The sequence below is a fragment of the Aureimonas phyllosphaerae genome (genome assembly GCF_047943035.1).
GTDB classification, from domain to species: domain Bacteria; phylum Pseudomonadota; class Alphaproteobacteria; order Rhizobiales; family Rhizobiaceae; genus Aureimonas; species Aureimonas phyllosphaerae.
In genome coordinates, this window is the sequence record NZ_CP181348.1 from 2,262,505 (window position 1) to 2,286,499 (window position 23,995).

The following is a 23,995-nucleotide window of genomic DNA, read 5'->3' on the forward strand; positions in this document are numbered from 1 at the left end:
CCCGGACCGGCTGCCTACAGCCGTTTCGTGAAATCGTCGTCGCGCGGCCTATATGCTGGCGACACTTCAGGCGAACCGGGCGTTGTGCGTGCCGCTTGCCCGACGCGCCAAACGGAATGCCCATGTTCGCCACCTTCGAGAAGCTCGTCGACCCGTTTCCCGCGGGCCCGGCCAGGAGCCCGCCCGCCACGTTCTGGCCCTTCGTCTGGCATTACGCCAAGCCGGTTCGCTGGTTGCTGGTCGGCATGGCCGTCCTGTCGGGCGTCATCGCGGTGATCGAGGTCTCGCTCTTCGGCTTCCTCGGTTCGATCGTCGACTGGCTTTCGGCCGCCAATCCCGACACGTTCCTAGCCGACGAGGGGTGGCGCCTTGCCGCGATGGCGGCGGTGATCCTCGTCGTCCTGCCGGGGCTGGCGCTCTTCGAATCGCTGATCTCGTTCCAGGCGCTGTTCGGCAATCTGCCGATGCGCTTCCGCTGGACGGCGCACAACTGGTTGCTGGACCAGTCGCTCGGCTTCTTCCAGGACGAGTTCGCCGGACGCGTCTCGACCAAGCTGATGCAGACCGCGCTCGCCGTGCGCGAGACGATCATGAAGTCGATCGATGTGTTTCTCTATGTCGCGGTCTATTTCACCGGCATCATCGTGCTGCTCGCCGCGGCCGACTGGCGGCTGATGCTGCCCTTCGTCGGGTGGCTCGTGCTCTATGTCGCGATGCTGCGCTACTTCATCCCGCGCCTCGGAGCCGTCGCCGAGCTGCAGGCCGATGCGCGCGCCGAGATGACCGGCCGCATCGTCGACGCCTACGCCAATATCGGCACCGTGAAGCTCTTCGCCCACACCCCGCGCGAGGTGACCTACGCCAAGGACGCGATGCGGCTGTTCCTGAAGCCCGTCTACGGGCAGGGGCGCCTCATCACCCAGTTCTTCGTCTGCCTCCTGTTCCTGAACTCGCTGCTTCTGTTCGGCGTCGGCGCGATGGGCATCGGCCTCTGGGTCAACGGCCTCGTGTCGGTCGGCGCGGTCGCCGTCGGCATCGGCCTCGTGCTTCGCCTGCACGGCATGGCGCAGTGGATCATGTGGGAGGTCTCGGCGCTCTTCGAGAACGTCGGCACCATCCGCGACGGCATCTCGACCTTCACGCAGCCCATCGCCCTGACCGACGCGCCGGGTGCAGGCGCGCTGGCGGTGACCGACGGCGAGGTCCGCTTCGACAAGGTGTCCTTCGCCTACGCCTCGGCCAAGCCCCATCGCGCGGCCGGTCCCGTCGTTGGCGACTTCGACCTGACGATCCGCCCCGGCGAGAAGATCGGGCTCGTGGGTCGCTCAGGCGCCGGCAAGTCGACGCTCCTCAACCTTCTCCTGCGTTTCTACGACGTCCAGTCCGGCCGCATCCTGATCGACGGGCAGGACATCGCGGGCGTCACCCAGAATTCGCTGCGCGCTGCAATCGGCATGGTGACGCAGGACACCTCGCTGCTCCACCGCACGATCCGCGAGAACATCCTCTACGGCCGCCCCGACGCCACCGACGAGGAGGTGTGCCACGCCCTGCGCCGCGCCGAAGCGCTGGACTTCGTGGAGGCGCTGGTCGATCGCGAAGGTCGCCGCGGTCTCGACGCCGAGGTCGGCGAGCGCGGCGTCAAGCTGTCGGGCGGCCAGCGCCAGCGCATCGCCATCGCCCGCGTCATGCTGAAGGACGCGCCGATCCTCCTTCTCGACGAGGCGACGTCGGCGCTCGATTCCGAGGTCGAGGCGGCGATCGCGGAGAATCTTTATCGCCTGATGGAGGGCAAGACGGTGATCGCGGTCGCCCATCGCCTGTCCACCATCGCCGCGCTCGATCGTCTCGTGGTGCTCGACCGGGGGCGCATTCTCGAAGAGGGCAGCCACGCCGAACTCATCGAACGGGGCGGTCTCTACGCCGATCTCTGGCGCCGTCAGGTCGGCGGCTTCCTCGATGCCGGCGACGACGAACCACAGTCGGCCGCGACCGGCGTGCGCGCGGCCGAATGATCGGCGGGCTGCTGCGCCGCTTCGAGCGCATCATCGATCCCTATGGCGACGTCGAGCCGGACGGGGCGGAGCCGCGCCGCGTCGGCGCGCTGCCACCGCTGCCACAGGAGACCAACCGCTTCATCTGGCATTTCGCGAGCGAGGCACGCTGGCCGTTCCTGGCGCTTCTCGTGACCGGCGGGCTGACCGGCGGCGTCGACGCCTTTCTCTATGCCGCGGTGGGACGGGTCGTCGATGCCCTCGGCTCGTCGTCGCCGGCCACGCTGCTCGCCGACCATTTCTGGCTCCTTGTGACCCTTGCGGTCACGACGCTCCTCCTTCGCACCCTCGTTCTCTTCGCCGCCTCGCTCCTCGAGCAGCAGGTCATCGTCCCCTCGCTCTACAACCGCATTCGCTGGCAGTCCTACCGGCGGCTGATGGACCAGTCCTACACCTTCTTCCAGAACGACTTCGCGGGGCGCATCGCCCAGAAGGTGCAGCAGGTGGGCGAGGCGACGGGCGATTTCATCGTCACGACGCTCCAGACCTTCTGGAGCTTTATCACCTTCACGCTTCTGGCGGTCGCCATCCTCGGCGCGATGGACCCGTGGATGGGGCTTGTCCTGTTCCTATGGGCGATCGGCTACGGCTGGATCGTGCGGGATCTCCTGCCGCGCATCCGGCGCGCCGGGCGCGAGAGCGCCGAGGCGCGCTCCGTCATGTCGGGACGCATCGTCGACAGCTTCACCAACATCCTCGCGGTCAAGCTCTTCGATCCCGGCCGGCGGCAGGACGCTTTCGTGCTCGACGGCTTCCGGCGCTTCGTCGAGGCGATCCGCGCGCTGACGCGGGCGATCACCGCCGTGCGCACCGCCGTCGCCGTTCTCAACGGCCTGATGATGACGGCGATCGGCGCGCTGGTTCTGCACTCCTGGATGCAGAACACCGCCTCGACCGGCGATGTCGCGACCGCGCTCGGCCTTATCCTACGCCTCAATCAGATGAGCGGCTGGATGATGTTCAATATCAACGGCCTCGTGCGCAACTACGGCACGGTCCAGGATGCGGTCGGCATCGTCACGAAGCCTCCAGCGCTCCTCGATCGCGCGGATGCGCCCGCGCTCCAGCCGGCCGGCGGGGCTGTGGAGTATCGCGACGTGACCTTCCACTACGGGAAGGGGAAGGGCGTCATCGAGAACTTCTCGCTTGCGATCCGGCCGGGCGAGAAGGTCGGACTCGTGGGGCGCTCGGGCGCCGGCAAGACGACGCTCGTCAACCTCCTCCTTCGCCTCTACGACGTCGAGCGCGGCTCGATCCTGATCGACGGGCAGGATATTTCCGGCGTGACGCAGACCTCGCTGCGCCGCGAAATCGGCGTCGTCACGCAGGACACGTCGCTCTTCCACCGCTCGATCCGCGACAACATCGCCTATGGTCGCCCCGATGCCAGCGAGGAGGAAATCCTGTCGGCTGCGCGGCGCGCCGACGCGCTCGGCTTCATCCGGACGGTGCGCGACCCGAACGGGCGCGAAGGTCTCGATGCGTTCGTGGGCGAGCGCGGCGTCAAGCTGTCGGGTGGCCAGCGTCAGCGCATCGCCATCGCGCGCGTCTTCCTGAAGAACGCGCCGATCCTCGTCCTCGACGAGGCGACGTCGGCGCTGGATTCGGAAGTCGAGGTGGCGATCCAGGACAATCTCGGCGAGATGATGCAGGGCAAGACGGTGATCGCCATTGCTCATCGCCTGTCGACCATCGCCCGTCTCGACCGTCTCGTGGTGATCGATGCCGGCCGCATCGTCGAGGAGGGAACCCATGCCGACCTGGTACGCCGCGGCGGGCTATACGCCTCGCTCTGGGCCCGGCAGTCGGGTGGCTTCCTGCCGGCGGCGGCGGAATAGTCGGATGCGTGTTCTCCAAGCGACATAACCGCCCGAAGCGTCGCCACAGTCTGGACAAGTTCCAAGCGGGCGCTTAGAAATCGCGGCCGAAACGGCTCTAGGGGAGGGCGCGGTCGCTCCGGCGCTCGGTGTGCTCCGCGAGGTCGTGTTGGGACTGAGGCAGGCGCGCCGCATCGGTGCGCTGGCCCTGAAGGAGCGCATTTCTCCGTGAGCGTCGATCACAGCAGCGAACCCACTCGCCGGGACTTTCTATACATCGCGACGGGGGCGGCCGGCGTCGTCGGTGCCGCCGCGGCCGTCTGGCCCTTCATCGACCAGATGAACCCGGATGCCGCGACGTTGGCGCTGGCGCAGGTGGACGTCGACATCAGTCAGATCGCGGCCGGCCAGTCGATCACCGCCAAGTGGCGCGGCAAGCCGATCTTCATCCGCCAGCGCACTCCGACCGAGATCGAGGAAGGCAAGGGCGTCTCGCTGTCTGATCTCAAGGATCCCGTCGCGCGCAACGCCAACCTGCCGGCAGACGCGCCGGCGACCGACGTCAACCGCGCCGCGGAGGGCCAGGAGCAGTGGCTCGTGATGGTCGGCGTGTGCACGCATCTCGGCTGCGTCCCGCTCGGTCAGTCCGGTGACTACGACGGCTGGTACTGCCCGTGCCATGGCTCGCACTACGACACGGCCGGCCGCATCCGGAAGGGTCCGGCACCCGAGAACATGGCGGTGCCGCTGTTCTCCTTCCCCAATCCCACCACCATCCGCATCGGCTGAGGCGAGAGGCACAGAGAACATGAGTGGTCCGTCCTCCTACGTGCCGAACAACGGCATCATGCGCTGGCTCGATGCCCGCCTGCCGCTGCCCCGGCTCCTCTACGATTCGTTCGTCGTCTTCCCGGTTCCGCGCAACCTGAGCTACGCCTACACGTTCGGCGGCATCCTGGCTCTGTTCCTCGGCATCCAGATCCTGACCGGCGTCGTCCTGGCGATGCACTACGCGGCCAATTCCGGCATCGCGTTCCAGTCCGTCGAGAGCATCGTGCGCGACGTGAACTGGGGCTGGCTGCTGCGCTACATGCACGCCAACGGCGCCTCGTTCTTCTTCATCGCCGTCTACATCCATATCTTCCGCGGTCTCTACTACGGCTCCTACAAAGCGCCCCGCGAGATCATGTGGATCCTCGGCGTCATCATCTTCCTCCTGATGATGGCCACCGCCTTCATGGGCTACGTCCTGCCCTGGGGCCAGATGTCCTTCTGGGGCGCCACGGTCATCACAGGCTTCTTCACCGCCTTCCCCGGCATCGGCGGGCCGATCCAGACGCTGCTCCTGGGCGGCTTTGCGGTCGACAACGCGACGCTGAACCGCTTCTTCGCGTTGCATTACCTCCTGCCGTTCATGATCGCGGGCGTCGTGATCCTGCACATCTGGGCGCTGCACGTCGTGGGTCAGACCAACCCGACCGGCGTCGAGATCAAGTCCCCGAAGGACACCGTGCCGTTCACGCCGCACGCGACCATCAAGGACGGGTTCGCGATGGTCGTGTTTCTCGCGTTCTTCTCGTACTTCGTCTTCTACATGCCGAACTATCTCGGCCATCCCGACAACTACATTCCCGCCAACCCGCTGCAGACGCCGGCCCACATCGTTCCGGAGTGGTACTTCCTGCCGTTCTACGCGATGCTGCGCGCCATCACGTTCAACATCGGCCCGATCGACTCCAAGCTCGGCGGCGTTTTGGTGATGTTCGGCTCGATCATCATCCTGTTCTTCCTGCCCTGGCTCGACACCAGCCGCGTGCGCTCCACCGCCTACCGCCCGATCTACAAGATCTTCTTCTGGATTTTCGCGGTGAACGCGGTGCTGCTCGGCTGGCTCGGCTCGCGCCCGGCCGAGGGCATCTACCCGACGCTCTCGCTGATCGGCACGATCTACTACTTCGCGCACTTCCTCATCGTCCTGCCGGTCCTTGGCCTGGTGGAGACCCCGAAGAAGCTGCCGAACTCGATCACGGAGGCGGTGCTGGCCAAGCGCGGCGCCGCACGCGGGGTGCCGGCTGGCGCCACCGCCTCTCCCGAAACCAAAGGCTGACGAAGCGACCCATGGACCTTGCAATGAGAAAGCTTCTTCCAGCCCTTCTGGTCGCGGGCGTCGTCATGAGCCCGGCCCTTGGCCGGGCGCAGGAGCCGGCCGCCCCCGCCGGTCAGATCGTCGGGGACGCGCCGGGCGAGGCGCCGGACGCCACGCGCGGCACCGAACAGGCCGTCGCCGAAGGGCATGGCGGCGAAGCGGGCGGCGAGCATGCCACGCCGCATTATCCGCTCAAGAAGCCGGCCGAGCTCTCCTGGACCTTCGCCGGACCGTTCGGGCACTGGGATCTCGGGCAGCTGCAGCGCGGCTTGAAGGTCTACAAGGAGGTCTGCTCGAACTGCCATTCGATGAACCTCGTGTCGTTCCGCAACTTCTCGGCGCTGGGCTACAGTGACGAGCAGGTCCGGGCGCTCGCGGCCGAGTACCAGATCACCGATCCGGCGCCGAACGCGCAGGGCGAGATGTTCCAGCGCGCCGGCATTCCCTCCGACCGCCTGCCCTCGCCCTATCCAAACCCGGAAGCGGCCGCTGCGGCTCTCGGCGGAGCCCATCCGCCGGACCTGTCGCTGATCGCCAAGGCTCGCTCGGTCGAGCGCGGCTTCCCGCGGTTCCTTCTCGATATCTTTCCGTGGAGCCAGTACGCCGAAGGCGGACCGGACTACATTCACGCGCTGCTGACCGGTTACGAGCAGGCGCCGGCCAACGTCACCATCCAGCCGGGAACCTATTACAACCCGCACTTCATCTCGGGCCCCGCGCTCGCGATGGCGCCGCCGCTCAGCGACGGGCAGGTGACCTACGACGACGGCGCGCCGGCGACGATGGAGCAGTATTCGCGCGACGTATCGGCCTTCCTGATGTGGACGGCCGAGCCGCACCTCGTCGAGCGCAAGGCGACGGGCTTCGTGGTGATGATCTTCCTGATCGGCTTCGCGATCATGCTCTATCTCGTCAAGCGTCGCGTCTGGGCCGACACGCCGCACTGATCGTTTGATGGTGTCGCAACCAGATTCAAGGGGCCTTCGGGCCCCTTGTCTTTTGGGGATTGCTTTCCAAGGATGATGACCTCCGGTTGAGGGAACCTTCATCTTTCGTGGTTTAGGCTTCGCAGGTCTCAAGGAGATCGCGATGTTCCGGCTTCCGTCATTCGATCTCATCCGCATCAGTTCCATCATCGCGCTTTCGGCGAGCATGATCATCGGCTCGATCGCGTTGCGCGGCGTGCTCGACCAGAACCAGCGCGCCGGGGCGTCGCTGGTGGAACTCCAGCTTTTCGAACTCGCGACCGCCGCCGCCACGGCCATCACCAAGGAACGCCGCCCGCTGGAGCTTGCCCTGGGCGAGGAGCCGGGGGAGGCCGCCGCCACCACCAACGAACTGCGAGCGGCACGCGGCGACACGGATCGCGCCCTCGATCGCTTCCGGGCTGGTGTCGAGGCGACGACGCTGCGCGACAGCGTCAACTTCAAGTTCCTGACGGCGCTTCTGCGCGACGAGCGTCGCGGTGCCGACGCGCTTCTCGCGCTTCCCGTCAAGGACCGGCAGATCAGCTTGCAACTGCGCGTCGCGCGCGGCATGTCCTCGATCTCGGAGACCTTCGTCCCCTTCGTCGACAAGACGGCGCAGCGCGTGATCCAGGCCGACGAGAACCTCGCCGGCCGCGTCAACGTCGCACGACTCCTTGGCGCTCTTTACGAGTCCGCGACCCGGCTGCCGTCCGAGGTGATGCCTGCGCTCAAGTGGTCGGAAGTGATCCCGCCGGAGGCGGTGATGACCAGCATGCGCGTCCAGCAGCGCATCCTGGCGCTCTGGGATGTCGGCGTGTCGCAGCTGGAATTCGGACCGAGCTCCCCCCGCCTTCGGGAGGCGCACGAAGAGATCCGCTCGGTCTATTTCGGCAAGGGCTTTCCCTTCCTGGTCCGTGCGATCGAGACCTACTCGCGCCGGCCGCTCAATTCCACCGAACACGCCAAGCGTATTTCCGAGGTCTACGCGCCGACGACCCTGCCGATCCTGCGCATGCGCAACCTCTACGTCGATGCGATGATGAACGAGGCCGTGGAGATCCAGAAGTCGACGCTGATCCAGATGAAGCTCGTCGTCTCCCTTGCCGTCCTGATCCTGGTCATGACCGCGACGGCGGCATGGGTTCTCTACCGCCAGATGCTGCGGCCCCTCTTCGGCGTGCGGGACCAGATCCTCGCCCTGTGCGAGCGCCGCCCGATCCGCCGCGATCGCTACGACGGCTCGGTGCTGGCGGTGAAGAGCCTCTACAACGCACTCGAGACCCTGGAAGCGCGCGACCGCCAGCGCATGGTGCTGGAGGAGGAGCGGGCGATCCTGGCAGAGAAACTCAGGACGCTATCCGAAACGGACGAACTCACCGCGCTGCCCAACCGCCGCGGCCTCTTCGTGCGTCTCGAGAAATTTGCGGGGGGCGGGCGAAACTTCACCGCGATCCTCGGCGACATCGACCATTTCAAGGTCGTGAACGACACCCACGGCCATGGGGCCGGGGACGAGGTTCTCGCGGCGTTCTCAAGCCTCCTGCGGCGCCGGGCGAACGCGGACGTCATTGCGGCGCGATACGGGGGTGAGGAATTTGCGATCGTCCTGCGATCCGAGCGCGCCGAGGACGCGCTGACCTTTGCGGAAGAGCTGCGGACCGAGATCGAAGGGCTGGTGGTCGAGACCAGCGCCGGGCCGATCCGCATCACCGCGAGCTTCGGCCTCGCCAACGAGGCCGGCCCCGTCGCCTCGTGGCAGACGCTGTTCAGCGTCGCCGACAAGGCGCTCTACGAAGCCAAGGCGGCCGGCCGGAACCGGGTGCGCCTCAGCAACGCGACGATCGCGGCCCTCGCCAAGCCCACTGCAGAGCCGAAGACGGCGAGGAGCCGAATCGCCGCGGCTTGAGGCCGGCGGCGCGCCGGCTCGGCGCCTCAGACGTTGAACTTGAACAGCATGATGTCGCCGTCCTGGACGACGTATTCCTTGCCCTCGTCCCGCGCCTTGCCGGCTTCCTTCGCCGCGACTTCGCCGCCGAGCCCGACGAAATCGTCGTAGGCGATCGTCTGGGCGCGGATGAAGCCCTTCTCGAAATCGGTATGGATGACGCCGGCCGCCTGCGGTGCCTTCGCGCCGCGCTTGACGGTCCAGGCGCGCGTCTCCTTCGGGCCCACCGTGAAATAGGTGATGAGGTCGAGGAGCGCGTAGCCCTCGCGGATCAGGCGGTCGAGGCCGGGCTCGTCGAGGCCCATCGCACCCATGTACTCGCCGACCTCGTCCTCGCCGAGCTGCGCGATCTCCGCCTCGATCGCGGCCGAGATCACGACGCTGCGCGCACCCTGACGCTTCGCCATGTCCGCGACCGCTTCCGAATACCGGTTGCCCGTGGCCGCATCGGCTTCCGCCACGTTGCAGACGTAAAGGACGGGCTTGGAGGTCAGGAGGTTGAGGTTGCGAAGCTGCTGGCGGTCGTCGGCGTCGAGCGTCGCGAGCAGCGTGCGCGCGGGCTCGCCGTTCTGCAGCTTGGCGAGCGCGGCTTCCATCACCGGCACCTGCGCCAGCGCTTCCTTGTCCTTGCCCTGCGCCTTCTTGCGCGCGGCGACGATGCGGCGCTCCAGACTCTCGAGGTCGGAGAGCATCAGCTCGGTCTCGACCGTCTCGGCGTCCGCCACCGGGTCGATGCGACCCTCGACATGCGTGATGTCGTCGTCCTCGAAGCAGCGCAGGACGTGGACGATCGCGTCCACCTCGCGGATGTTGGCGAGGAACTGGTTGCCGAGCCCTTCGCCCTTCGAGGCGCCGCGCACGAGGCCGGCGATGTCGACGAAAGTGATGCGGGTCGGGATGATCTGAGCCGACTTGCCGATCTTGGCGATCGGCGCCATGCGCTTGTCGGGCACGCCGACATCGCCGGTATTCGGCTCGATCGTGCAGAACGGGTAGTTCGCAGCCTGCGCCGCGGCGGTCTTGGTCAGAGCGTTGAAGAGCGTGGACTTGCCGACATTGGGAAGTCCGACGATGCCGCAGCGAAAGCCCATGGTGGTTCTGCCTCAGGTCTGAAGGGGAGGGCGGACCGCCGGACGGCTGGCCTGCCGGAGGAAAGGGATCAGTTCGGGTCGCCGCCACCGAGCAGGCGGCGCAACATGCCCGCCATCGGCCCGGTGGCCGCATGGGTCTCGGTAGGGCGGGCCTGGCGCACGTGGCTTTCGCCCTTCGCCTTGCCGGCGCCGCCCTTGGCGCCCGCCGGCTCCTCCGAGCCGCCGGTGGCCAGCGTCACCTTGTTCATGAAGACGGCGTCCTCGCCCGCGACCAGCGACGGCGCGTTGCGCGCGACGGTCTCCAGCATCGGCTCCAGCCAGTCGCGGTCTACCTTGGCGAAGTCGCCGAGGACATGCGGGTTGACGCGCTCCTTGGAGCCGGGGTGCCCGATCCCGAGGCGCACGCGCCGGTACTCCTTGCCGAGATGCGCGTCGATCGAGCGCAACCCGTTGTGCCCGCCGTGACCGCCCCCGGTCTTCACGCGCACCTTGCCGGGCGGCAGGTCGAGTTCGTCGTGGAAGACGACGATGTCGGCGGGCGGGATCTTGTAGAAGGCTGCAGCCGCCTGCACCGAGCGTCCGCTGTCGTTCATGAAGGTGAGAGGCTTCAGGAGGATCACCTTCCGGCCCGCGATCGAGCCCTCGGCGATCTCGCCGTGGAACTTCTTCGACCAGGGAGAGAAGCCGCCCGTGCGGGCGATCTCGTCGACCGCCATGAAGCCGATATTGTGCCGGTTGCCGGCATATTGCGCGCCGGGATTGCCGAGGCCCACCATGATGAGCATGTGCCCGTCCTCCAGCGATCCGGGGTCGAGAGAACCCGAACCCGCCCATCAGGGTGCGGCGGACGAAAAGCTCCGTCCGCCGCTCGTCGATCAGTTGCCGGTCTTCGGCTCGTCCTCGGCGGTCGCGTCGGTCTGCTCGATGACTTCCGTCTCCGGCGTCTCGGCGTCGAGCTCGTCGACTTCCTCGGCCATCGGCGGAACGATCGTGGCGATCACGAACTCCTCGTCCGTGGTCAGGCGCACGCCCTTCGGCAGCTTGAGGGCCGACGAGGAGACCGCGTCGCCGATCTCGAGGCCGGTCAGGTCGAGCGTGAAGCCCTCCGGAATCGACTGCGCGGCGCAGACGACTTCGATGTCGTGGTGCACGACGTTGAGCGTGCCGTCCTGGGCCTTGATGCCCGGCGCGGCGTCTTCGTTCTCGAAATGCACCGGGATGCGGACCGTGACTTCCGTGCGGTCGGAGACGCGCAGGTAGTCGACGTGGGTCAGCGTGTCCTTGACGACGTCGAGCTGGTAGTCCTTCGGCAGGACCTTGATCTGCTTGCCGCCGACGTCGATCGTGATGACCGTCGTCAGGAAGCCGCCGCCGTGCAGCTTGAGGAAGGTCTCCTTGTAGGGGACCGCGATCGGCAGGGGCTCCTGCTTGTCGCCGTAGATGACGGCTGGCACCATTCCGTTGCGGCGGAGATGTCTGGCGGCCCCCTTGCCGACCTTCTCGCGCGCTTCGGCCTTGACCGTGTAGCTCTCGCTCATGGTTTCAATCCTTGTTTTCGTTCAGAGGTTGCCGCTCCGGCGCGAGGACGCCCGGAACGACGAAAAGCGGCCGTGAGGCCGCTTCACGCCCGCGCTGCCTCCAAGGGTGTCCGCGCGGGCGGGTTGGCTATAGCGGCGATCGGCTCGAGGTGCAAGGCGAGCGCCGGCCTCGGCTCAGTCGAAGAGCGAGGAGACCGACTGCTCGGTGGTGGTGCGCGAGATCGCCTCGCCGAGCAGCGTCGCGGTGCTGATGACGCGGATGTTGCGCGCCTCGCGGATCGCCTTGGTCGGCTCGATCGAATCGGTGATCACGAGTTCCTCGATCGAGGAGGCGGCGATGCGCGCGACCGCGCCGCCCGACAGGACGCCGTGGGTGATGTAGGCGCGCACGCCCTTGGCGCCCGCCGCCATCAGCGCGTCGGCCGCGTTGCACAAGGTGCCGCCGGAATCGATGATGTCGTCGATCAGGATGCAGTGCCGGTCCTTCACGTCGCCGATGATGTTCATCACCTCGGACTCGCCCGGCTTCTCGCGGCGCTTGTCGACGATGGCGAGCGGCGCGTCGAGGCGCTTGGCGAGCGAGCGGGCGCGCACCACGCCGCCCACATCCGGCGAGACCACCATCACGCGGTCGGTCTCGAGGTGCTCCTTGATGTCGCGCGCCAGCAGCGGCACCGCGAAAAGGTTGTCGGTCGGGATGTCGAAGAAGCCCTGGATCTGCCCGGCGTGGAGATCCATCGTCATCACGCGGTCGGCGCCGGCATGGGTGATGAGGTTGGCGACGAGCTTGGCCGAGATCGGCGTGCGGCCGCCGGCTTTGCGATCCTGCCGGGCGTAGCCGAAATAGGGGAGGACCGCGGTGATGCGGCGGGCGGAGGCCCGGCGCAGCGCGTCCATGATGATCAGAAGCTCCATCAGATGGTCGTTCGCGGGGTACGACGTCGACTGGATGACGAAGCAGTCCTCGCCGCGAACGTTCTCCTGAATCTCGACGAAGATCTCCTGATCGGCGAAGCGGCGCACCGATGCGGCGCCGAGCGGCAGTTCCAGGTAGCGCCCGATCCCTTCGGCCAGAGTGCGGTTGGAGTTGCCGACAAAGAGTTTCATCGCTGACCGCTTTATCCGTCTACGGGGCACGCCGGACCTCGGAAGGGAGGGGCCGGTCGCATGGGCGGGCTCTTAGCAAGCTGGTGGAAAGATTCAAGGTTGCACCGCGGGAAAGACCGCGGCGCGGTTAAGTCCTCGCCTCGATCAGCCGGTCGCCTTCAGCTCGATCGGCAGGCGCGACAGGCACTCGGGCGCGCCCTCGGTGGTGAGGTAGGTCTGCCCGAGGCACATCGCGGCGCCGCTGTCAGAGTCCATGATGATCATGTGCGCGAACAGCGTCATGTTCGGCCGGATCGGCTCGGCATTGCCCGAGACGAACATCTGCGGGTCCATCCAGGACGGTGCGAAACGAGCACCGACCGAGTAGCCGCAGGCGGCAAGGCGATGGCGGGCGAGGTCGTGGGCCTCCATCACGCGGGCATGGGCGTCGAACACGTCGCCGAAGGTCTGCCCGGGGCGCATGGCCTCCTCGACGGCCTTCAACGCCTCGGCGCCGGCCGCGAACAGTTCCTCGTGCCGCATCAGCGGGCGGCCGACGATCACGGTGCGCATCAGCGGGGCATGGTACTGCGCCTTCACGCCGGACCACTCGATCGTCAGCTGATCCTGCGCCGACAGGTTGCGGCGGCCGGACTTGTAACGGCAGAGAAGCGCATCCTCGCCGGAGCCGAGGATGAACGGATTGGCGGGGTAGTCGCCGCCCTTCAGGAGGATGTCCCCCTGCAGCGCGTGGAGGAGCGCGCCCTCGTCGGCCCCCTCGCGCACCAGCGGCCACATCGCCTCGAACGCCTCGTCGCCGAGCCGCGCCGCCTCCCTTGCATAGGCGATCTCGGCCTCGCTCTTGATGACGCGCAGCGCGGGCACGAGGTCGGACGCGTCGGTGAGCGCGGCGAAGGAGCCGAGTTTCTCCTCGACGAGCTTGCCGTTCGCCGCCGTCAGACCGTGCGTCGACCACTCGACGCCGACGCGGGCGCCGAGCAGCCTCATGTCGTCCATCATGTCGCGCAGCTCGATCGCCGGGTTGGCGCCGCCGCGATCGCGCCAGACGACGACCGACTCGATGTTCGAGGTGGCGCGCGCCTGGCGCAGGTCCGCCGAGCGCGTGAGGAGACGCATCTCGCCGTCCGCCTTCACGACGAGGCACTGGAAGAAGCAGAAGCCGAACGTATCGTAGCCCGTCAGCCAGAACATCGAGTCCTGCGCAAAGAGCATCACGGCATCGAGCTTGCGCTCGGCCATCTCGGCGGACAGGCGCGCGCGGCGGCGCTCGAATTCGTCGGGCGTGAAATGGAGCATGAAGCGCTTTCGTTCAGGCGAGGGCGATGGCGGAAAGCTGCCGACCGTAGTCGGTCTCCCCGCGATGGGTGGTACGCCGGAAGGAGAAGAACGCGTCCTCCTCGGCATAGGTGCAGCGTCCGACGAAGCGGGCCGCGACGCCGATGCGCTCGAGGCGGGCGAGGATGAAGGCGGGCAGGTCGAACTGGCGCTTCTCCGGCGTCGCACCGGCCGCGAAGAAGCGCTCGTTGGCGGCATCCTCTCGCAGGAAGGTTTCGGCCATGTCGGCGCCGACCTCGTAGTTGGCCTGTGTGATGCAGGGCCCGAGCACCGCCTCGATCCGGTCGCGCCGCGCGCCGAGACCCTCCATGGTCTCGACCGTGCGCTCGAGGACGCCGCCGACGGCCCCGCGCCAGCCGGCATGGGCCGCCGCAACGACGCCGCCGCGTGGGTCGGCAAAGAGGATCGGCCCGCAATCGGCCGTCACGACGCCGACCGCGAGACCCCGCGTCGCTGTCACCACCGCGTCCGCCTTCGGGCGCTCGCCGCCGAACGGCTCGGTCGCGACCACCGCATCGGGCGAATGCGTCTGCCAGGGCGTCGCCAACTGCGTGCCTTCGAGGCCGAGGAAATGCACGGCGCGCCGCCGGTTCTCGTGCACCGCCTCGGCCTCGTCGTGCGAGCCGATCCCGGCGTTGAGGCCGCGATAGATGCCGGTCGAGACGCCGCCGGCCCGCGTGAAGAAGGCATGGGCGAGCCGTGCGTCGGAGCCGAAGCGCGGGTCCTGCACGGTGTCGCGCGCTCGAAGGTGCGAGGCGGCGGAAAGGCGGTGATCGAGCATGGAAAGCAGCAGTCCGTTACGGACCCTCATTCGTGGGGGAGGGGGTCATCGAAGTCAATCGACGCGCGGTTGCACGAAGGGCGGCAGCGGCAGCGGGGCGGAGGCCGCGCCGAACACCTTGAACAGCGCGCCCATCTCGCCCTGGCCCCGGCCGGCGAGGCGGTGGACGGCGGCCGTGATCGCCGCACGGCCGGCCTCGTCGGCATGGGCGCCGAGCCGTCCCGCCCGCTCGGGCAGCCCCAGCGACAGAAGGAAGTCGCCTTGCGCCGCGAGGCCGAAGCGGAGCGTCGGCGCCGCGCCGGCCATGGCGCGCGCGACCTGCTCGAAGTCGACATGGCTGGTGATGTCGGCCGCGCCGGGCGCATCGAGCGCGCTTGTCGTTTCGTGACGGCGCAGCGCCTGCAGCGTGTCTCCAAAGCCAGTGCGGGCGTGGCCGTAGTCGATCAGGAGCGCTGCGCCGCCCTGCCGCGCAAGCCGGGCTGCCAGGGCAGCGCACAGGGCGTCGCGCTCGGGCGAGACCTCGAACACCGCACCCGCGGCGGGCTGGGGCAGGCGGGCGAGGGGCGCGGGCACGCGCGTCGTCGCGGGGCCGTCGGCGAACGCGAAGCCGTCGCCGGAGACGTCCACCAGCCGCTCGTGCCACGCGCCGTCGCGGAACACGAACTGGCGAATGGCGAGCGCATCGACAAGTTCGTTGGCGACGAGGAGAAGCGGCCCATCGCCGTCGAGCTCCTCGATCTGCCGGACGCGCCGGACGGGCAGGTCGAAGCGCGCGAGGCGCTCGGCCTGAATGCCGGCGAGGCGGTCACTGACCTCGACCAGCCGGATGCGCGCCGCCTTGAGAAACGCCGGGTCGAGCTGGCGCAGGGTGCGCAGCATGTCCGCCATCAGCGTGCCGCGTCCCGGGCCCGCCTCCGCGAAGGTGAAGGGGGAGGGGCGGCCGAGCCCGTCCCAGGCGGCAAAGGCCCAGGCGGCCAGAAGCTCGCCGAACATCTGGCTGATCTCGGGCGCGGTGGTGAAGTCCCCGGCTGCGCCGATCGGATCTCGGCTCGTGTAGTAGCCGTCGGTCGGGTCGAAGAGGCACAGGTTCCAGAACTGGTTGAGCCGCATCGGGCCCGACGCCTCGATCTCGGCGCGAATGCGCGAAGCGAGATCGCTCACGCAGCGGCCGTGGTCTCGGCGGGGCGGGGCTCGTAGGCGCGGAGCTTGGCGGTCGCGATCGCCCAGAGCCCGACGAGGAGCATCGGCAGCGACAGCACCATGCCCATGGTCAGCCAGCCGGTGCCGAGGAGATAGCCGAGCTGCACGTCGGGCATGCGGAAGAACTCGACGAAGATGCGCGCGCATCCGTAGAGCAGGATGAAGACCCCGCCGACGAGACGCGGACGCCCGAGCGCACCGAAGCGATGGGTCAGGACGCGCAGGATCAGGAAGAGGACGACGCCCTCCAGCGCCGCCTCGTAAAGCTGGCTCGGGTGGCGCGGCTCGGGACCGGCATGTGGGAACACCATCGCCCAGGGCACGGAGGTCGGCGCCCCCCAAAGCTCGCCATTGATGAAGTTTGCGATGCGGCCGAAGAACAGGCCGAAGGGCACCGAGGCCGCGACCACGTCGATCAGGCTGAACAGCGGCACCTTGTGCGAGCGGCAGAACAGGATCATCGCGATCGTCACGCCGATCAGGCCGCCATGGAACGACATGCCGCCTTCCCAGATGCGGAAGGCCGAGAGGGGGTCGGCGGCGATGCGGTCGAAGTCATAGAACAGGATGGAGCCGATGCGCCCGCCCGCCACGATGCCGATCGTGATCCAGACGATGAAGTCGTCGATGTCGGTCTTGATGATCGGCGACACGCCGTTCGGCCAGAGCCGCGGCGTGCCGACGAGATGGCGCCCGTAGAGCCAGCCGCACAGGATGCCGGCGACGTAGGCGAGCCCGTACCAGCGCAGCGCGATGGGTCCGATCTGCAGGAAGACCGGGTCGATCTGGGGATAGGTGAGGACGCCGAGAACGGCGGAGGCTGTCATGGCGGAGGGCTCCTCGGGGCTCGGCACGTCGGGCGGGGATGTGCGCCGGGCAGGCGGCGGGGTCAAGCCGCTCCATTGCCAAGGCGGGGGCGAGCGCCTACGTCCGAGGGTGCGCTAGCCGCTTTCAAGGAGCGAACCGATGAACGACCGAGGCCCCAACCGCATGCTCGACGAGTTCGCCCGCATGATGACCGACGCGGCTGGCGCGGCGCAGGGCGTGCGCCGCGAGATGGAGACGGTGTTCCGCTCCCAGGGCGAGCGCTTCATCAATTCGATGGACCTCGTCCAGCGCGAGGAGTTCGAGGCCGTCCGCGAGATGGCGACGCGGGCACGCGTCGAGAACGAAGCTCTGAAAAAGCGCGTCGCCGACCTCGAGGCCCGTTTGTCTGGGGCCTCCACGACCGCGTCCTGACGCTTTTCCACAGGCCGTGCACAGGTTTGTCACGAGCCTGCCGCGGCCCCATGGAATCGGAAAAGCGTGAGCGCTGAATCCCTTAACGCCTCGGGGTCGGGCCGCGGGTTCCGACCCGCTCCCGACGAACCTTAAAATACCGTTTCCGCCTCTGGAATCGCGAGTCCGCGTCGATACACTGAAATCAACGGTGATTCGCCACGGCGGCGGTTTTCCGGGAGGCGCGGAAGCCAGGGTCTTACGAGGAATTCGACCCTTGACGACGGGGTGCGTGCGGCATCTCGGCGGTCCCGCGTCCGATGCGGCACGGGGATCAAACGACATGCAACTCGGCGAACTCGACGTCAGGCGGCTCTCCCATCCGGTGGATGTGATCGAGACCGTCGCCTCGCGTCATGACTGGTCTTTCGAACGCCCCTGCGACGACGAGATCGCGGTCTCGGTGCAGGGCGCCTGGACCGATTATTCGGTCTCCTTCTCGTGGATGGAAGCCTCGGAGGCGCTGCATCTCGGCTGCGCCTTCACGCTGAAGGTCCCGGCCCGGCGGCAGGTCGAGGTGCTGCGGCTCCTGTCGCGCATCAACGAGGGGATGCTCGTCGGGCACTTTGATCTCTGGGCGGCCGAAGGCGCGGTGATGTTCCGCCACGCCATCCTCCTGTCGGGCGGCGTGCAGCCGACGAGCCAGCAGGCCGAGCGGCTCCTCTCGGCGGCGCTGGAAGCGTGCGAGCGCTACTATCAGGCCTTCCAGTTCGTGGTCTGGGCGGAGAAGTCCGCTGACGAGGCGCTGGCCTGCGTCGTGTTCGACACGGTCGGCAACGCATGAGCGCGGGCATCGCGCCGGTCGGCCGGCTTCTGCTTCTGGGCGGCGGCAATATGGGCGGCGCGATGCTGCGCGGCTGGATCGCGGGCGGGCTCGACCCCGCCTCGGTCACCATCCTCGATCCCAATCCGTCGCCGGCGCTCGGCGCCCTGTTCGACCAGGGCGTGCGCCATGCGGCCACCGCCCCGGACGAGCCGCAGGACGTCGTGATCCTCGCGGTCAAGCCGCAGGTGCTGGCCGAGGCCGTCGCGCCGCTGCGCGCGAGCCTCAAGGACGAGACGCTTGTGATCTCGGTCGCGGCCGGGCGCACCATCGCCTTCATCGAGGAGAAGCTTGGCGCGCGGCCGGTGGTGCGCGCGATGCCGAACACGCCGGCCCTGATCGGGCGCGGCATCACGGGCGCCTTCGCCAACGAGCGCGTGACGCGGGGCCAGAAGGCGATGGCGAACGATCTCTTACAGGCGAGCGGCCCGGTGGAATGGGTGCAGGCCGAGGACGACATCGACCGCGTGACGGCCGTGTCCGGCAGCGGCCCCGCCTATGTCTTCCTCCTGGCCGAAGCGCTGGCGGAAGCGGGCGTGAAGGCCGGCCTCGACCCTGATCTCGCAATGCGCCTCGCGCGCCATACCGTGGCAGGCGCGGGCGAGCTGATGATCCGATCCGATGATCCGCCCGCGCAACTGCGCCGCAACGTCACCTCGCCCAAGGGCACGACGGAGGCGGCGCTCGGCGTCCTGATGGGGGAGGACGGCCTCCAGCCTCTGATGACCCAAGCGGTTGCCGCCGCGCGCGACCGCGCGATCGAACTGTCTAAGGGCTGAACGATGAGTGCCGAGACCGCAGGCGTCGCGCCGCAGATAACCTTCGACGACTTCCTGAAGGTCGACATTCGCGTCGGGACGATCGTCTCGGCCGAGCCGTTCCCGGAGGCGCGCAAGCCCGCCTTCCGCCTCGTCATCGATTTCGGGCCGGAGATCGGCCAGAAGAAGTCGTCGGCGCAGATCACCGTGCGCCACTCGCTGGACGAACTGGTCGGGCGGCAGGTGATGGCGGTGGTCAACTTCCCGCCGCGCCAGATCGGCCCGATGCGCTCGGAGGTCCTGACGCTCGGCTTCCCCGACGAGGCCGGCAACGTGGTGCTCGCGGCGCTGAGCCACGAGGTGCCGAACGGCGGACGCCTGTACTAGAGCGCTTTCCAAGCGGATCGAACGGTCGTCATCGTCCTTCGGACACTTGCTGCGCGGCAGGGCGCTTTCGTCCCCTTGTCGGCTTTGTTCGTCGATCACACAGCTACGGCATCTCGCCTTTTACCCAAGCGAGATCACCTCCGTGACAACCATCCCGTCCGGTGGGAACACGCTCTAGGCCGGTATTCGGACCAGCGCCTTCAGCCCGCCGAGCGAGGATTCCGACAGGAGGATATCGCCGCCATGACTGCGCGCGACATCGCGCGCGATGGCGAGGCCGAGGCCCGTGCCGCCCGCATCGATGTTGCGGGCCTCGTCCAGCCGAACGAACGGCTTGAAGACGTCCTCGCGCTGCGTCGGCTCGATGCCGGGACCATCGTCTTCCACGGAGACCGACAGCCAGCGGTCGTCGTGCCGAGCGCTGAGCCGGACTGCGTTGCCGTGGCGCAGCGCGTTCGCGACGAGATTGCCGAGGCAGCGCACGAAGGCGTCGGGTCGCACCGAGATGCGCGGATCGCCGACGAGATCGGTCTCGAGGCTTCGACCTTTCAGGGACGCCTCGCTCTCGAAACGGGCGAAGACGCGCTCGAGGTCGAGCTCGCCGACCTCCTCGCCGCCCTCGCCCTTGGCGAAGGCGAGATAGCCTTCCAGCATCCGGCCCATCTCATCGACGTCCTGCTCGAGCTCCTGCCGATCCTCGTTCTCTTCCAGAAGCGCCAGCTGCAGGCGGAAGCGGGTGAGGACCGTGCGCAGGTCGTGGCTGACGCCGTTCAGCATCTGCGTGCGCTGCTCGATCTGGCGCTCGATGCGGTCGCGCATCTGGATGAAGGCGAGCGAGGCGCGCCGCACCTCCGATGCGCCGCGCACGCGAAAATCGGGCGGCATCGGCTGTCCACGACCGAAGCCCTCGGCCGCCTGCGCGAGCTTCTGGATCGGGCGGATCTGGTTTCGCAGGAACAGGATCGCAATCAGGATCAGCACCAGCGACGTGCCGACCATCCAGAGAAGGAAGATGTGGCTGTTGGAGGCGTAGGCCGAATTGCGCGGCGCGAAGATGCGCAGCATGTGGTCCGGCAGCTGGATGCGGATCTCGACGATCCGCGACTCGCCGAGCGTGTCGATCCAGAAGGGCCGATTGATCTGCCGGGTGATCTCCTCCGACAGGATGCCGTCGAGAATGTTGAAGAAGGGCTTGGGCGCCGGGGCGGGCAGGGGCTCGGGCGGTAGCACCAGGACGTTGAGCGCCAGGCGCTCGCGCGCGATCCGCGTCACCTCGGCATACTCGCCCGCCGGGTCGGGATAGGTCTGGATCATGTCGATCACGGCCGAGATGTCCTGCACCACCGAGGCCGAGAGGCGCTGCGTCACCGTCTGCCAGTGCCGCTCCATGAAGACGAAGGCGACCACCGACTGCAGCAGCACCATCGGCGCGATGATGATGATCAGCGATCGGGCGTAGAGGCCCTTGGGCGTGCGGCGCGAGACGAAGCGCCGGAGCTGACGCGACAGGCCGCGTAGCGCCGCGCCCCAGCCCCGACGCGGCGGCGGCCGCTTCGCTCCGGTCTCGCTGCCCGCCTCGGCGATCACCGAGGCGTCGATGACGCGTTCAATCGACATTCAGACGGTAACCGATGCCGCGCACCGTCTGAAGCCAGAGGGGATTGGCAGGATCGCTCTCGATCTTGCGGCGCAGCCGGTTGATCTGCACGTCCACCGTCCGCTCGCCGACCTCGGTGTCGTTGGTGAGGAGATCCTGGCGCGGTATGGTGTCGCCCGCCTTCTGGGCGAATTGCGTCATGATCTCCTGCTCGCGCTCGGTCAGGCGGATCACGTCGGCACCGCGTCGCAGCTCCTTGCGCGACAACGAGAACGAGAATGGCCCGAAGCGCACGTGCTCGACCTTCTGCACCGGCGTCGTGCCGCCGCGCTTCAGGATGTTGTTGATGCGCAGAAGAAGCTCGCGCGGATCGAAGGGCTTGGCGAGATAGTCGTCGGCCCCCGCCTCGAGGCCGAGGATGCGGTCGTCAGTTTCCGAGCGAGCGGTGAGCATCAGGATCGGGATGTCGCGATGAGGCGACACGGAGCGCACGAGGTCGAGCCCGCTTTCGCCCGGCATCATCACGTCGACGATCATCAGATCGAACTCGAGGCCCTGCAAGATGCGGCGGGCCTCGGCGGCGTCGGAAGCCACCGACACGCGGAAGCGGCGCTCCGACAGGAAGCGCGACAGGAGGCTGCGGATGCGGCGGTCGTCGTCGATGATCAGGAGATGCGGGGCATCGTCCATCGATTCGTCGGTCGCATGATCCTCGGCGAGCGTCATGTCAGCGGTTCTCCCTTCCGATGCCCTTACGCGCGAACCAGTCCCGTGTCGCCTTCCGATCGGCGCCCATCTCCAGGAGAAAGTCGTTCACGAGGCCCGGATCGTCCAGAGCGGCGGCGCGAAAGGCGGCGTCGATCCGCCGGCCCTGCGCGCGGGAGAGTTCGAGCGTCAGATCGCGGCCTTTCTGCGTCGGATAGAGGCGGCGCTGCCGCCGGTCGTCGGTTCCCTGGACCTGCGCGATGAAGCCATCGTCGATCAGCTGGCGCAAAACGCGCGAGAGGGATTGCTTGGTGATCTCCAGAAGGTCCAGAATCTCGGCGATGGTCATGCCGGGGTCGCGGTTGACGAAATGCAGGATGCGGTGATGCGCCCGCCCGAACCCGTAGCGCTCCAGGATCGAGTCGGCGTCGCCCGTGAATTCGCGATAGGCGAAGAAGAACAGCTCGATCAGCCGGAAGTCGAGTTCGCCGCGCGTGGGCAGCGCGTCCTCGACGATCGTGTCGTCCGGGGCTGGGGCATCGGCCAAGGGCAGGTCCATCGGAATAGGTCAGTAGTGTTGACGTATCTACCGCCCATTGTTACACCCATGCAAGCGCTCGCAAACAGCGATCGCGTTTCGAAAGGCCCTGCAGACGCCCGCACGAGTGGCGTGCGCGGGGCCTGCCGCAATTTCATCCCATGAGCGCCGCATCCTTGCCGGGACCGACGGTCATGCCACCGCGCCCGGGCGGTCGGGAGGGTCGGCGCATCGCCGGGTCGATGCGTGAACGAGACAGGAAAGGGCGCCTTCGGCGCGATCCCCCAAGATGAGCAGCGTTCCCTTCGACCAACTCGACGGCCAGATCTGGTACAACGGCGAATTCGTGCCCTGGAAGGATGCCAAGGTCCACGTGCTGACGCATGGCCTGCATTATGCCAGCGCCGTGTTCGAGGGCGAGCGCGCCTATGGCGGCGAAATCTTCAAGCTGCGCGAGCACACCGAGCGCCTGATCGAGTCGGGACGCATTCTCGGCTTCGAGATCCCCTACAGCGCCGAGGCGATCGACGCCGCGTGCAGCGAGCTTCTCCGCCGCCAGGGCTTCCGCGACGCCTATGTCCGCCCGATCGCCTGGCGCGGCTCGGAATCGATGGGCGTCTCGGCCCAGAAGAACACGATCAACCTCGCCATCGCGATCTGGCAGTGGCCGAGCTATTTCGACCCCGAGCAGCGGATGAAGGGCATCCGGCTCGATCTCGCCGAGTACCGCCGGCCCGATCCGAAGACCGCCCCGTCGCGCGCCAAGGCCGCCGGCCTCTACATGATCTGCACGATCTCCAAGCACGCGGCCGAGGCCAAGGGCTATGCCGACGCGCTGATGCTCGACTGGCGCGGACGCGTCGCGGAGGCGACCGGCGCCAACGTCTTCTTCGTCCAGGACGGCGTGATCCATACGCCCGATCCGGACTGCTTCCTCGACGGCATCACGCGCCGCACGGTGATCGATCTCGCCAAGCGTCGCGGTTACGAGGTGCAGGTTCGCGCCATCATGCCGGAGGAACTGGAAGGCTTCACCGAGTGCTTCCTGTGCGGCACGGCTGCCGAGGTGACGCCGGTGGCCGAGATCGGCCCGTATCGCTTCACGCCGGGCGATGTCACCCGTCGTCTGGTGGAAGACTACGCCGCCGAGGTTCAGCCGAAGCGTCTGGCGGCCGAATAGCCGGTCCGATCCTTTGACCACCGCAAGGGCTCGCCGCAGGGCGGGCCCTTTTCTTTTCGAGGTCGCGGATCATCATCCCTCGACCCGCCGCCTTAGGATTGGCCTCATGAGCCTTGCCGCCGAGATCGTTCCCGTCACCCCGTTCCAGCAGAATTGTTGCATCCTCTACGACGACGGGGAGAAGTCGGCTGTGGTGGTGGACCCCGGCGGCGACGTCGAGCGGATCGAGACGGCGGTGAAACGGCTCGGCGTGACCGTGGAGGCCATCTGGATCACCCATGGCCATATCGACCATGCCGGCGGTGCGATGGACCTGAAGGACGCGCTCGGCGTCGAGATCGTCGGACCACATCGCGCGGACGAGATGCTGCTCGGGCGGCTGGAGGATCAGGCGCGGATGTTCGGCTTGCCAGGGACGTTCCGCAACTGCACGCCGGACCGCTGGCTGGAGGACGGCGATGTGCTGACGCTCGGGCCCCACCGTTTCGAGGTCATCCACGCGCCGGGCCACGCCCCTGGCCATGTCGTCTTCTTCCAGCGCGAGGCCCGGTTCCTGCACGCGGGCGACGTTCTCTTCGCCGGCTCGATCGGTCGGACCGACCTTCCGGGCGGCGACCACGCGCAGCTCCTCGCCACCATCCGCGACAAGATCCTGCCGCTCGGCGACGAGGTCGGCTTCATCTGCGGCCACGGGCCCGGCAGCCGGATCGGCGTCGAGCGCCGCACCAATCCCTTCCTGCGCTGACC

General features: G+C 67.8%; 23 protein-coding genes. 12 read left to right on the forward strand and 11 right to left on the reverse strand.

Features of this window, described 5'->3' with window-relative positions:
- The first annotated feature begins 122 nt into the window (after window positions 1-122).
- The 6 genes from ACLNGM_RS10665 (at window position 123) to ACLNGM_RS10690 (ending at window position 8,891) form a co-directional block, all read left to right on the forward strand.
- Window positions 123-2,015, forward strand: a complete 1,893-nt coding sequence (locus ACLNGM_RS10665) for an ABC transporter ATP-binding protein (protein ID WP_416358318.1) — start codon at window positions 123-125, stop codon at window positions 2,013-2,015.
- Complete coding sequence (locus tag ACLNGM_RS10670; RefSeq protein WP_416358319.1) at window positions 2,012-3,892, forward strand: ABC transporter ATP-binding protein; 1,881 nt, start codon at window positions 2,012-2,014, stop codon at window positions 3,890-3,892. Before ACLNGM_RS10665 ends, ACLNGM_RS10670 begins: the two co-directional genes overlap by 4 nt.
- A 207-nt stretch (window positions 3,893-4,099) precedes the next feature.
- Entirely contained in the window at window positions 4,100-4,660 is a 561-nt protein-coding gene (petA, locus tag ACLNGM_RS10675; protein ID WP_090961052.1) for a ubiquinol-cytochrome c reductase iron-sulfur subunit, read from the forward strand.
- 19 nt (window positions 4,661-4,679) lie between these two features.
- Window positions 4,680-5,978, forward strand: a complete 1,299-nt coding sequence (locus ACLNGM_RS10680) for a cytochrome b (RefSeq protein WP_416358320.1) — start codon at window positions 4,680-4,682, stop codon at window positions 5,976-5,978.
- A gap of 23 nt (window positions 5,979-6,001) precedes the next feature.
- The gene (locus ACLNGM_RS10685) at window positions 6,002-6,964 is read left to right on the forward strand and encodes a cytochrome c1 (RefSeq protein WP_090961310.1); all 963 of its coding nucleotides are present in this window, start codon (window positions 6,002-6,004) and stop codon (window positions 6,962-6,964) included.
- A gap of 142 nt (window positions 6,965-7,106) precedes the next feature.
- Complete coding sequence (locus tag ACLNGM_RS10690; protein ID WP_416358321.1) at window positions 7,107-8,891, forward strand: GGDEF domain-containing protein; 1,785 nt, start codon at window positions 7,107-7,109, stop codon at window positions 8,889-8,891.
- 26 nt (window positions 8,892-8,917) lie between these two features.
- Here ACLNGM_RS10690 and ychF read toward each other — a convergent pair whose 3' ends face one another.
- From ychF to lgt, 8 genes are all read right to left on the reverse strand, one after another.
- Window positions 8,918-10,021 carry a redox-regulated ATPase YchF gene (ychF, locus tag ACLNGM_RS10695; protein ID WP_416358322.1) on the reverse strand — a complete coding sequence of 368 codons (1,104 nt, stop codon included), beginning with the start codon at window positions 10,019-10,021 and terminating at the stop codon, window positions 8,918-8,920.
- 68 nt (window positions 10,022-10,089) lie between these two features.
- On the reverse strand, window positions 10,090-10,806 hold the full coding sequence (gene pth / locus ACLNGM_RS10700; protein ID WP_090961042.1) for an aminoacyl-tRNA hydrolase: 717 nt from the start codon (window positions 10,804-10,806) through the stop codon (window positions 10,090-10,092).
- 90 nt (window positions 10,807-10,896) lie between these two features.
- A complete protein-coding gene (locus ACLNGM_RS10705) occupies window positions 10,897-11,559 on the reverse strand; it encodes a 50S ribosomal protein L25/general stress protein Ctc (RefSeq protein ID WP_090961039.1) in 663 nt (220 codons plus the stop codon).
- 174 nt (window positions 11,560-11,733) lie between these two features.
- Window positions 11,734-12,666, reverse strand: coding sequence for a ribose-phosphate pyrophosphokinase (locus tag ACLNGM_RS10710; protein ID WP_090961036.1), 933 nt, complete (start codon window positions 12,664-12,666; stop codon window positions 11,734-11,736).
- Between the two features lie 144 nt (window positions 12,667-12,810).
- Window positions 12,811-13,962 (reverse strand): M24 family metallopeptidase, encoded by a 1,152-nt coding sequence (locus ACLNGM_RS10715; protein ID WP_416358323.1) that lies wholly within the window; start codon window positions 13,960-13,962, stop codon window positions 12,811-12,813.
- Window positions 13,963-13,975: 13 nt separating this feature from the next.
- Entirely contained in the window at window positions 13,976-14,782 is an 807-nt protein-coding gene (pgeF, locus tag ACLNGM_RS10720; RefSeq protein ID WP_416358324.1) for a peptidoglycan editing factor PgeF, read from the reverse strand.
- 54 nt (window positions 14,783-14,836) lie between these two features.
- Window positions 14,837-15,943 carry a class I SAM-dependent methyltransferase gene (locus ACLNGM_RS10725; protein WP_416358325.1) on the reverse strand — a complete coding sequence of 369 codons (1,107 nt, stop codon included), beginning with the start codon at window positions 15,941-15,943 and terminating at the stop codon, window positions 14,837-14,839.
- The gene (lgt, locus tag ACLNGM_RS10730; protein WP_416358326.1) at window positions 15,940-16,809 is read right to left on the reverse strand and encodes a prolipoprotein diacylglyceryl transferase; all 870 of its coding nucleotides are present in this window, start codon (window positions 16,807-16,809) and stop codon (window positions 15,940-15,942) included. The genes ACLNGM_RS10725 and lgt overlap by 4 nt, the downstream gene beginning before the upstream one ends.
- Before the next feature lie 139 nt (window positions 16,810-16,948).
- On the opposite strand from lgt, the gene ACLNGM_RS10735 reads away from it, so the two are divergent.
- The 4 genes from ACLNGM_RS10735 to ACLNGM_RS10750 all read left to right on the forward strand — a co-directional run bounded on the left by ACLNGM_RS10735 (window position 16,949) and on the right by ACLNGM_RS10750 (window position 19,228).
- Window positions 16,949-17,221, forward strand: a complete 273-nt coding sequence (locus ACLNGM_RS10735) for an accessory factor UbiK family protein (RefSeq protein ID WP_416358327.1) — start codon at window positions 16,949-16,951, stop codon at window positions 17,219-17,221.
- 322 nt (window positions 17,222-17,543) lie between these two features.
- A complete protein-coding gene (locus ACLNGM_RS10740) occupies window positions 17,544-18,044 on the forward strand; it encodes a YbjN domain-containing protein (RefSeq protein ID WP_090961022.1) in 501 nt (166 codons plus the stop codon).
- Window positions 18,041-18,862, forward strand: a complete 822-nt coding sequence (proC, locus tag ACLNGM_RS10745) for a pyrroline-5-carboxylate reductase (RefSeq protein ID WP_416358328.1) — start codon at window positions 18,041-18,043, stop codon at window positions 18,860-18,862. Before ACLNGM_RS10740 ends, proC begins: the two co-directional genes overlap by 4 nt.
- Window positions 18,863-18,865: 3 nt before the next feature.
- Window positions 18,866-19,228 (forward strand): tRNA-binding protein, encoded by a 363-nt coding sequence (locus tag ACLNGM_RS10750; RefSeq protein ID WP_416358329.1) that lies wholly within the window; start codon window positions 18,866-18,868, stop codon window positions 19,226-19,228.
- Between the two features lie 174 nt (window positions 19,229-19,402).
- On the opposite strand, the gene ACLNGM_RS10755 is transcribed toward ACLNGM_RS10750, so the two are convergent.
- The 3 genes from ACLNGM_RS10755 to ACLNGM_RS10765 are packed head-to-tail and all read right to left on the reverse strand — an operon-like array spanning window position 19,403 to window position 22,089.
- Window positions 19,403-20,845, reverse strand: coding sequence for an ATP-binding protein (locus ACLNGM_RS10755; protein WP_416358330.1), 1,443 nt, complete (start codon window positions 20,843-20,845; stop codon window positions 19,403-19,405).
- A complete protein-coding gene (locus tag ACLNGM_RS10760) occupies window positions 20,835-21,551 on the reverse strand; it encodes a response regulator (RefSeq protein ID WP_090961013.1) in 717 nt (238 codons plus the stop codon). Before ACLNGM_RS10760 ends, ACLNGM_RS10755 begins: the two co-directional genes overlap by 11 nt.
- A gap of 1 nt (window position 21,552) precedes the next feature.
- Complete coding sequence (locus ACLNGM_RS10765) at window positions 21,553-22,089, reverse strand: MarR family winged helix-turn-helix transcriptional regulator (protein ID WP_294641396.1); 537 nt, start codon at window positions 22,087-22,089, stop codon at window positions 21,553-21,555.
- 268 nt (window positions 22,090-22,357) lie between these two features.
- Here ACLNGM_RS10765 and ACLNGM_RS10770 point away from each other — a divergent pair, with 268 nt between their 5' ends.
- Together ACLNGM_RS10770 and ACLNGM_RS10775 are read left to right on the forward strand one after the other, a co-directional pair.
- Entirely contained in the window at window positions 22,358-23,248 is an 891-nt protein-coding gene (locus ACLNGM_RS10770; protein WP_416358331.1) for a branched-chain amino acid aminotransferase, read from the forward strand.
- Window positions 23,249-23,354: 106 nt separating this feature from the next.
- Window positions 23,355-23,993 (forward strand): MBL fold metallo-hydrolase, encoded by a 639-nt coding sequence (locus ACLNGM_RS10775; RefSeq protein ID WP_416358332.1) that lies wholly within the window; start codon window positions 23,355-23,357, stop codon window positions 23,991-23,993.
- Window positions 23,994-23,995: the final 2 nt, after the last annotated feature.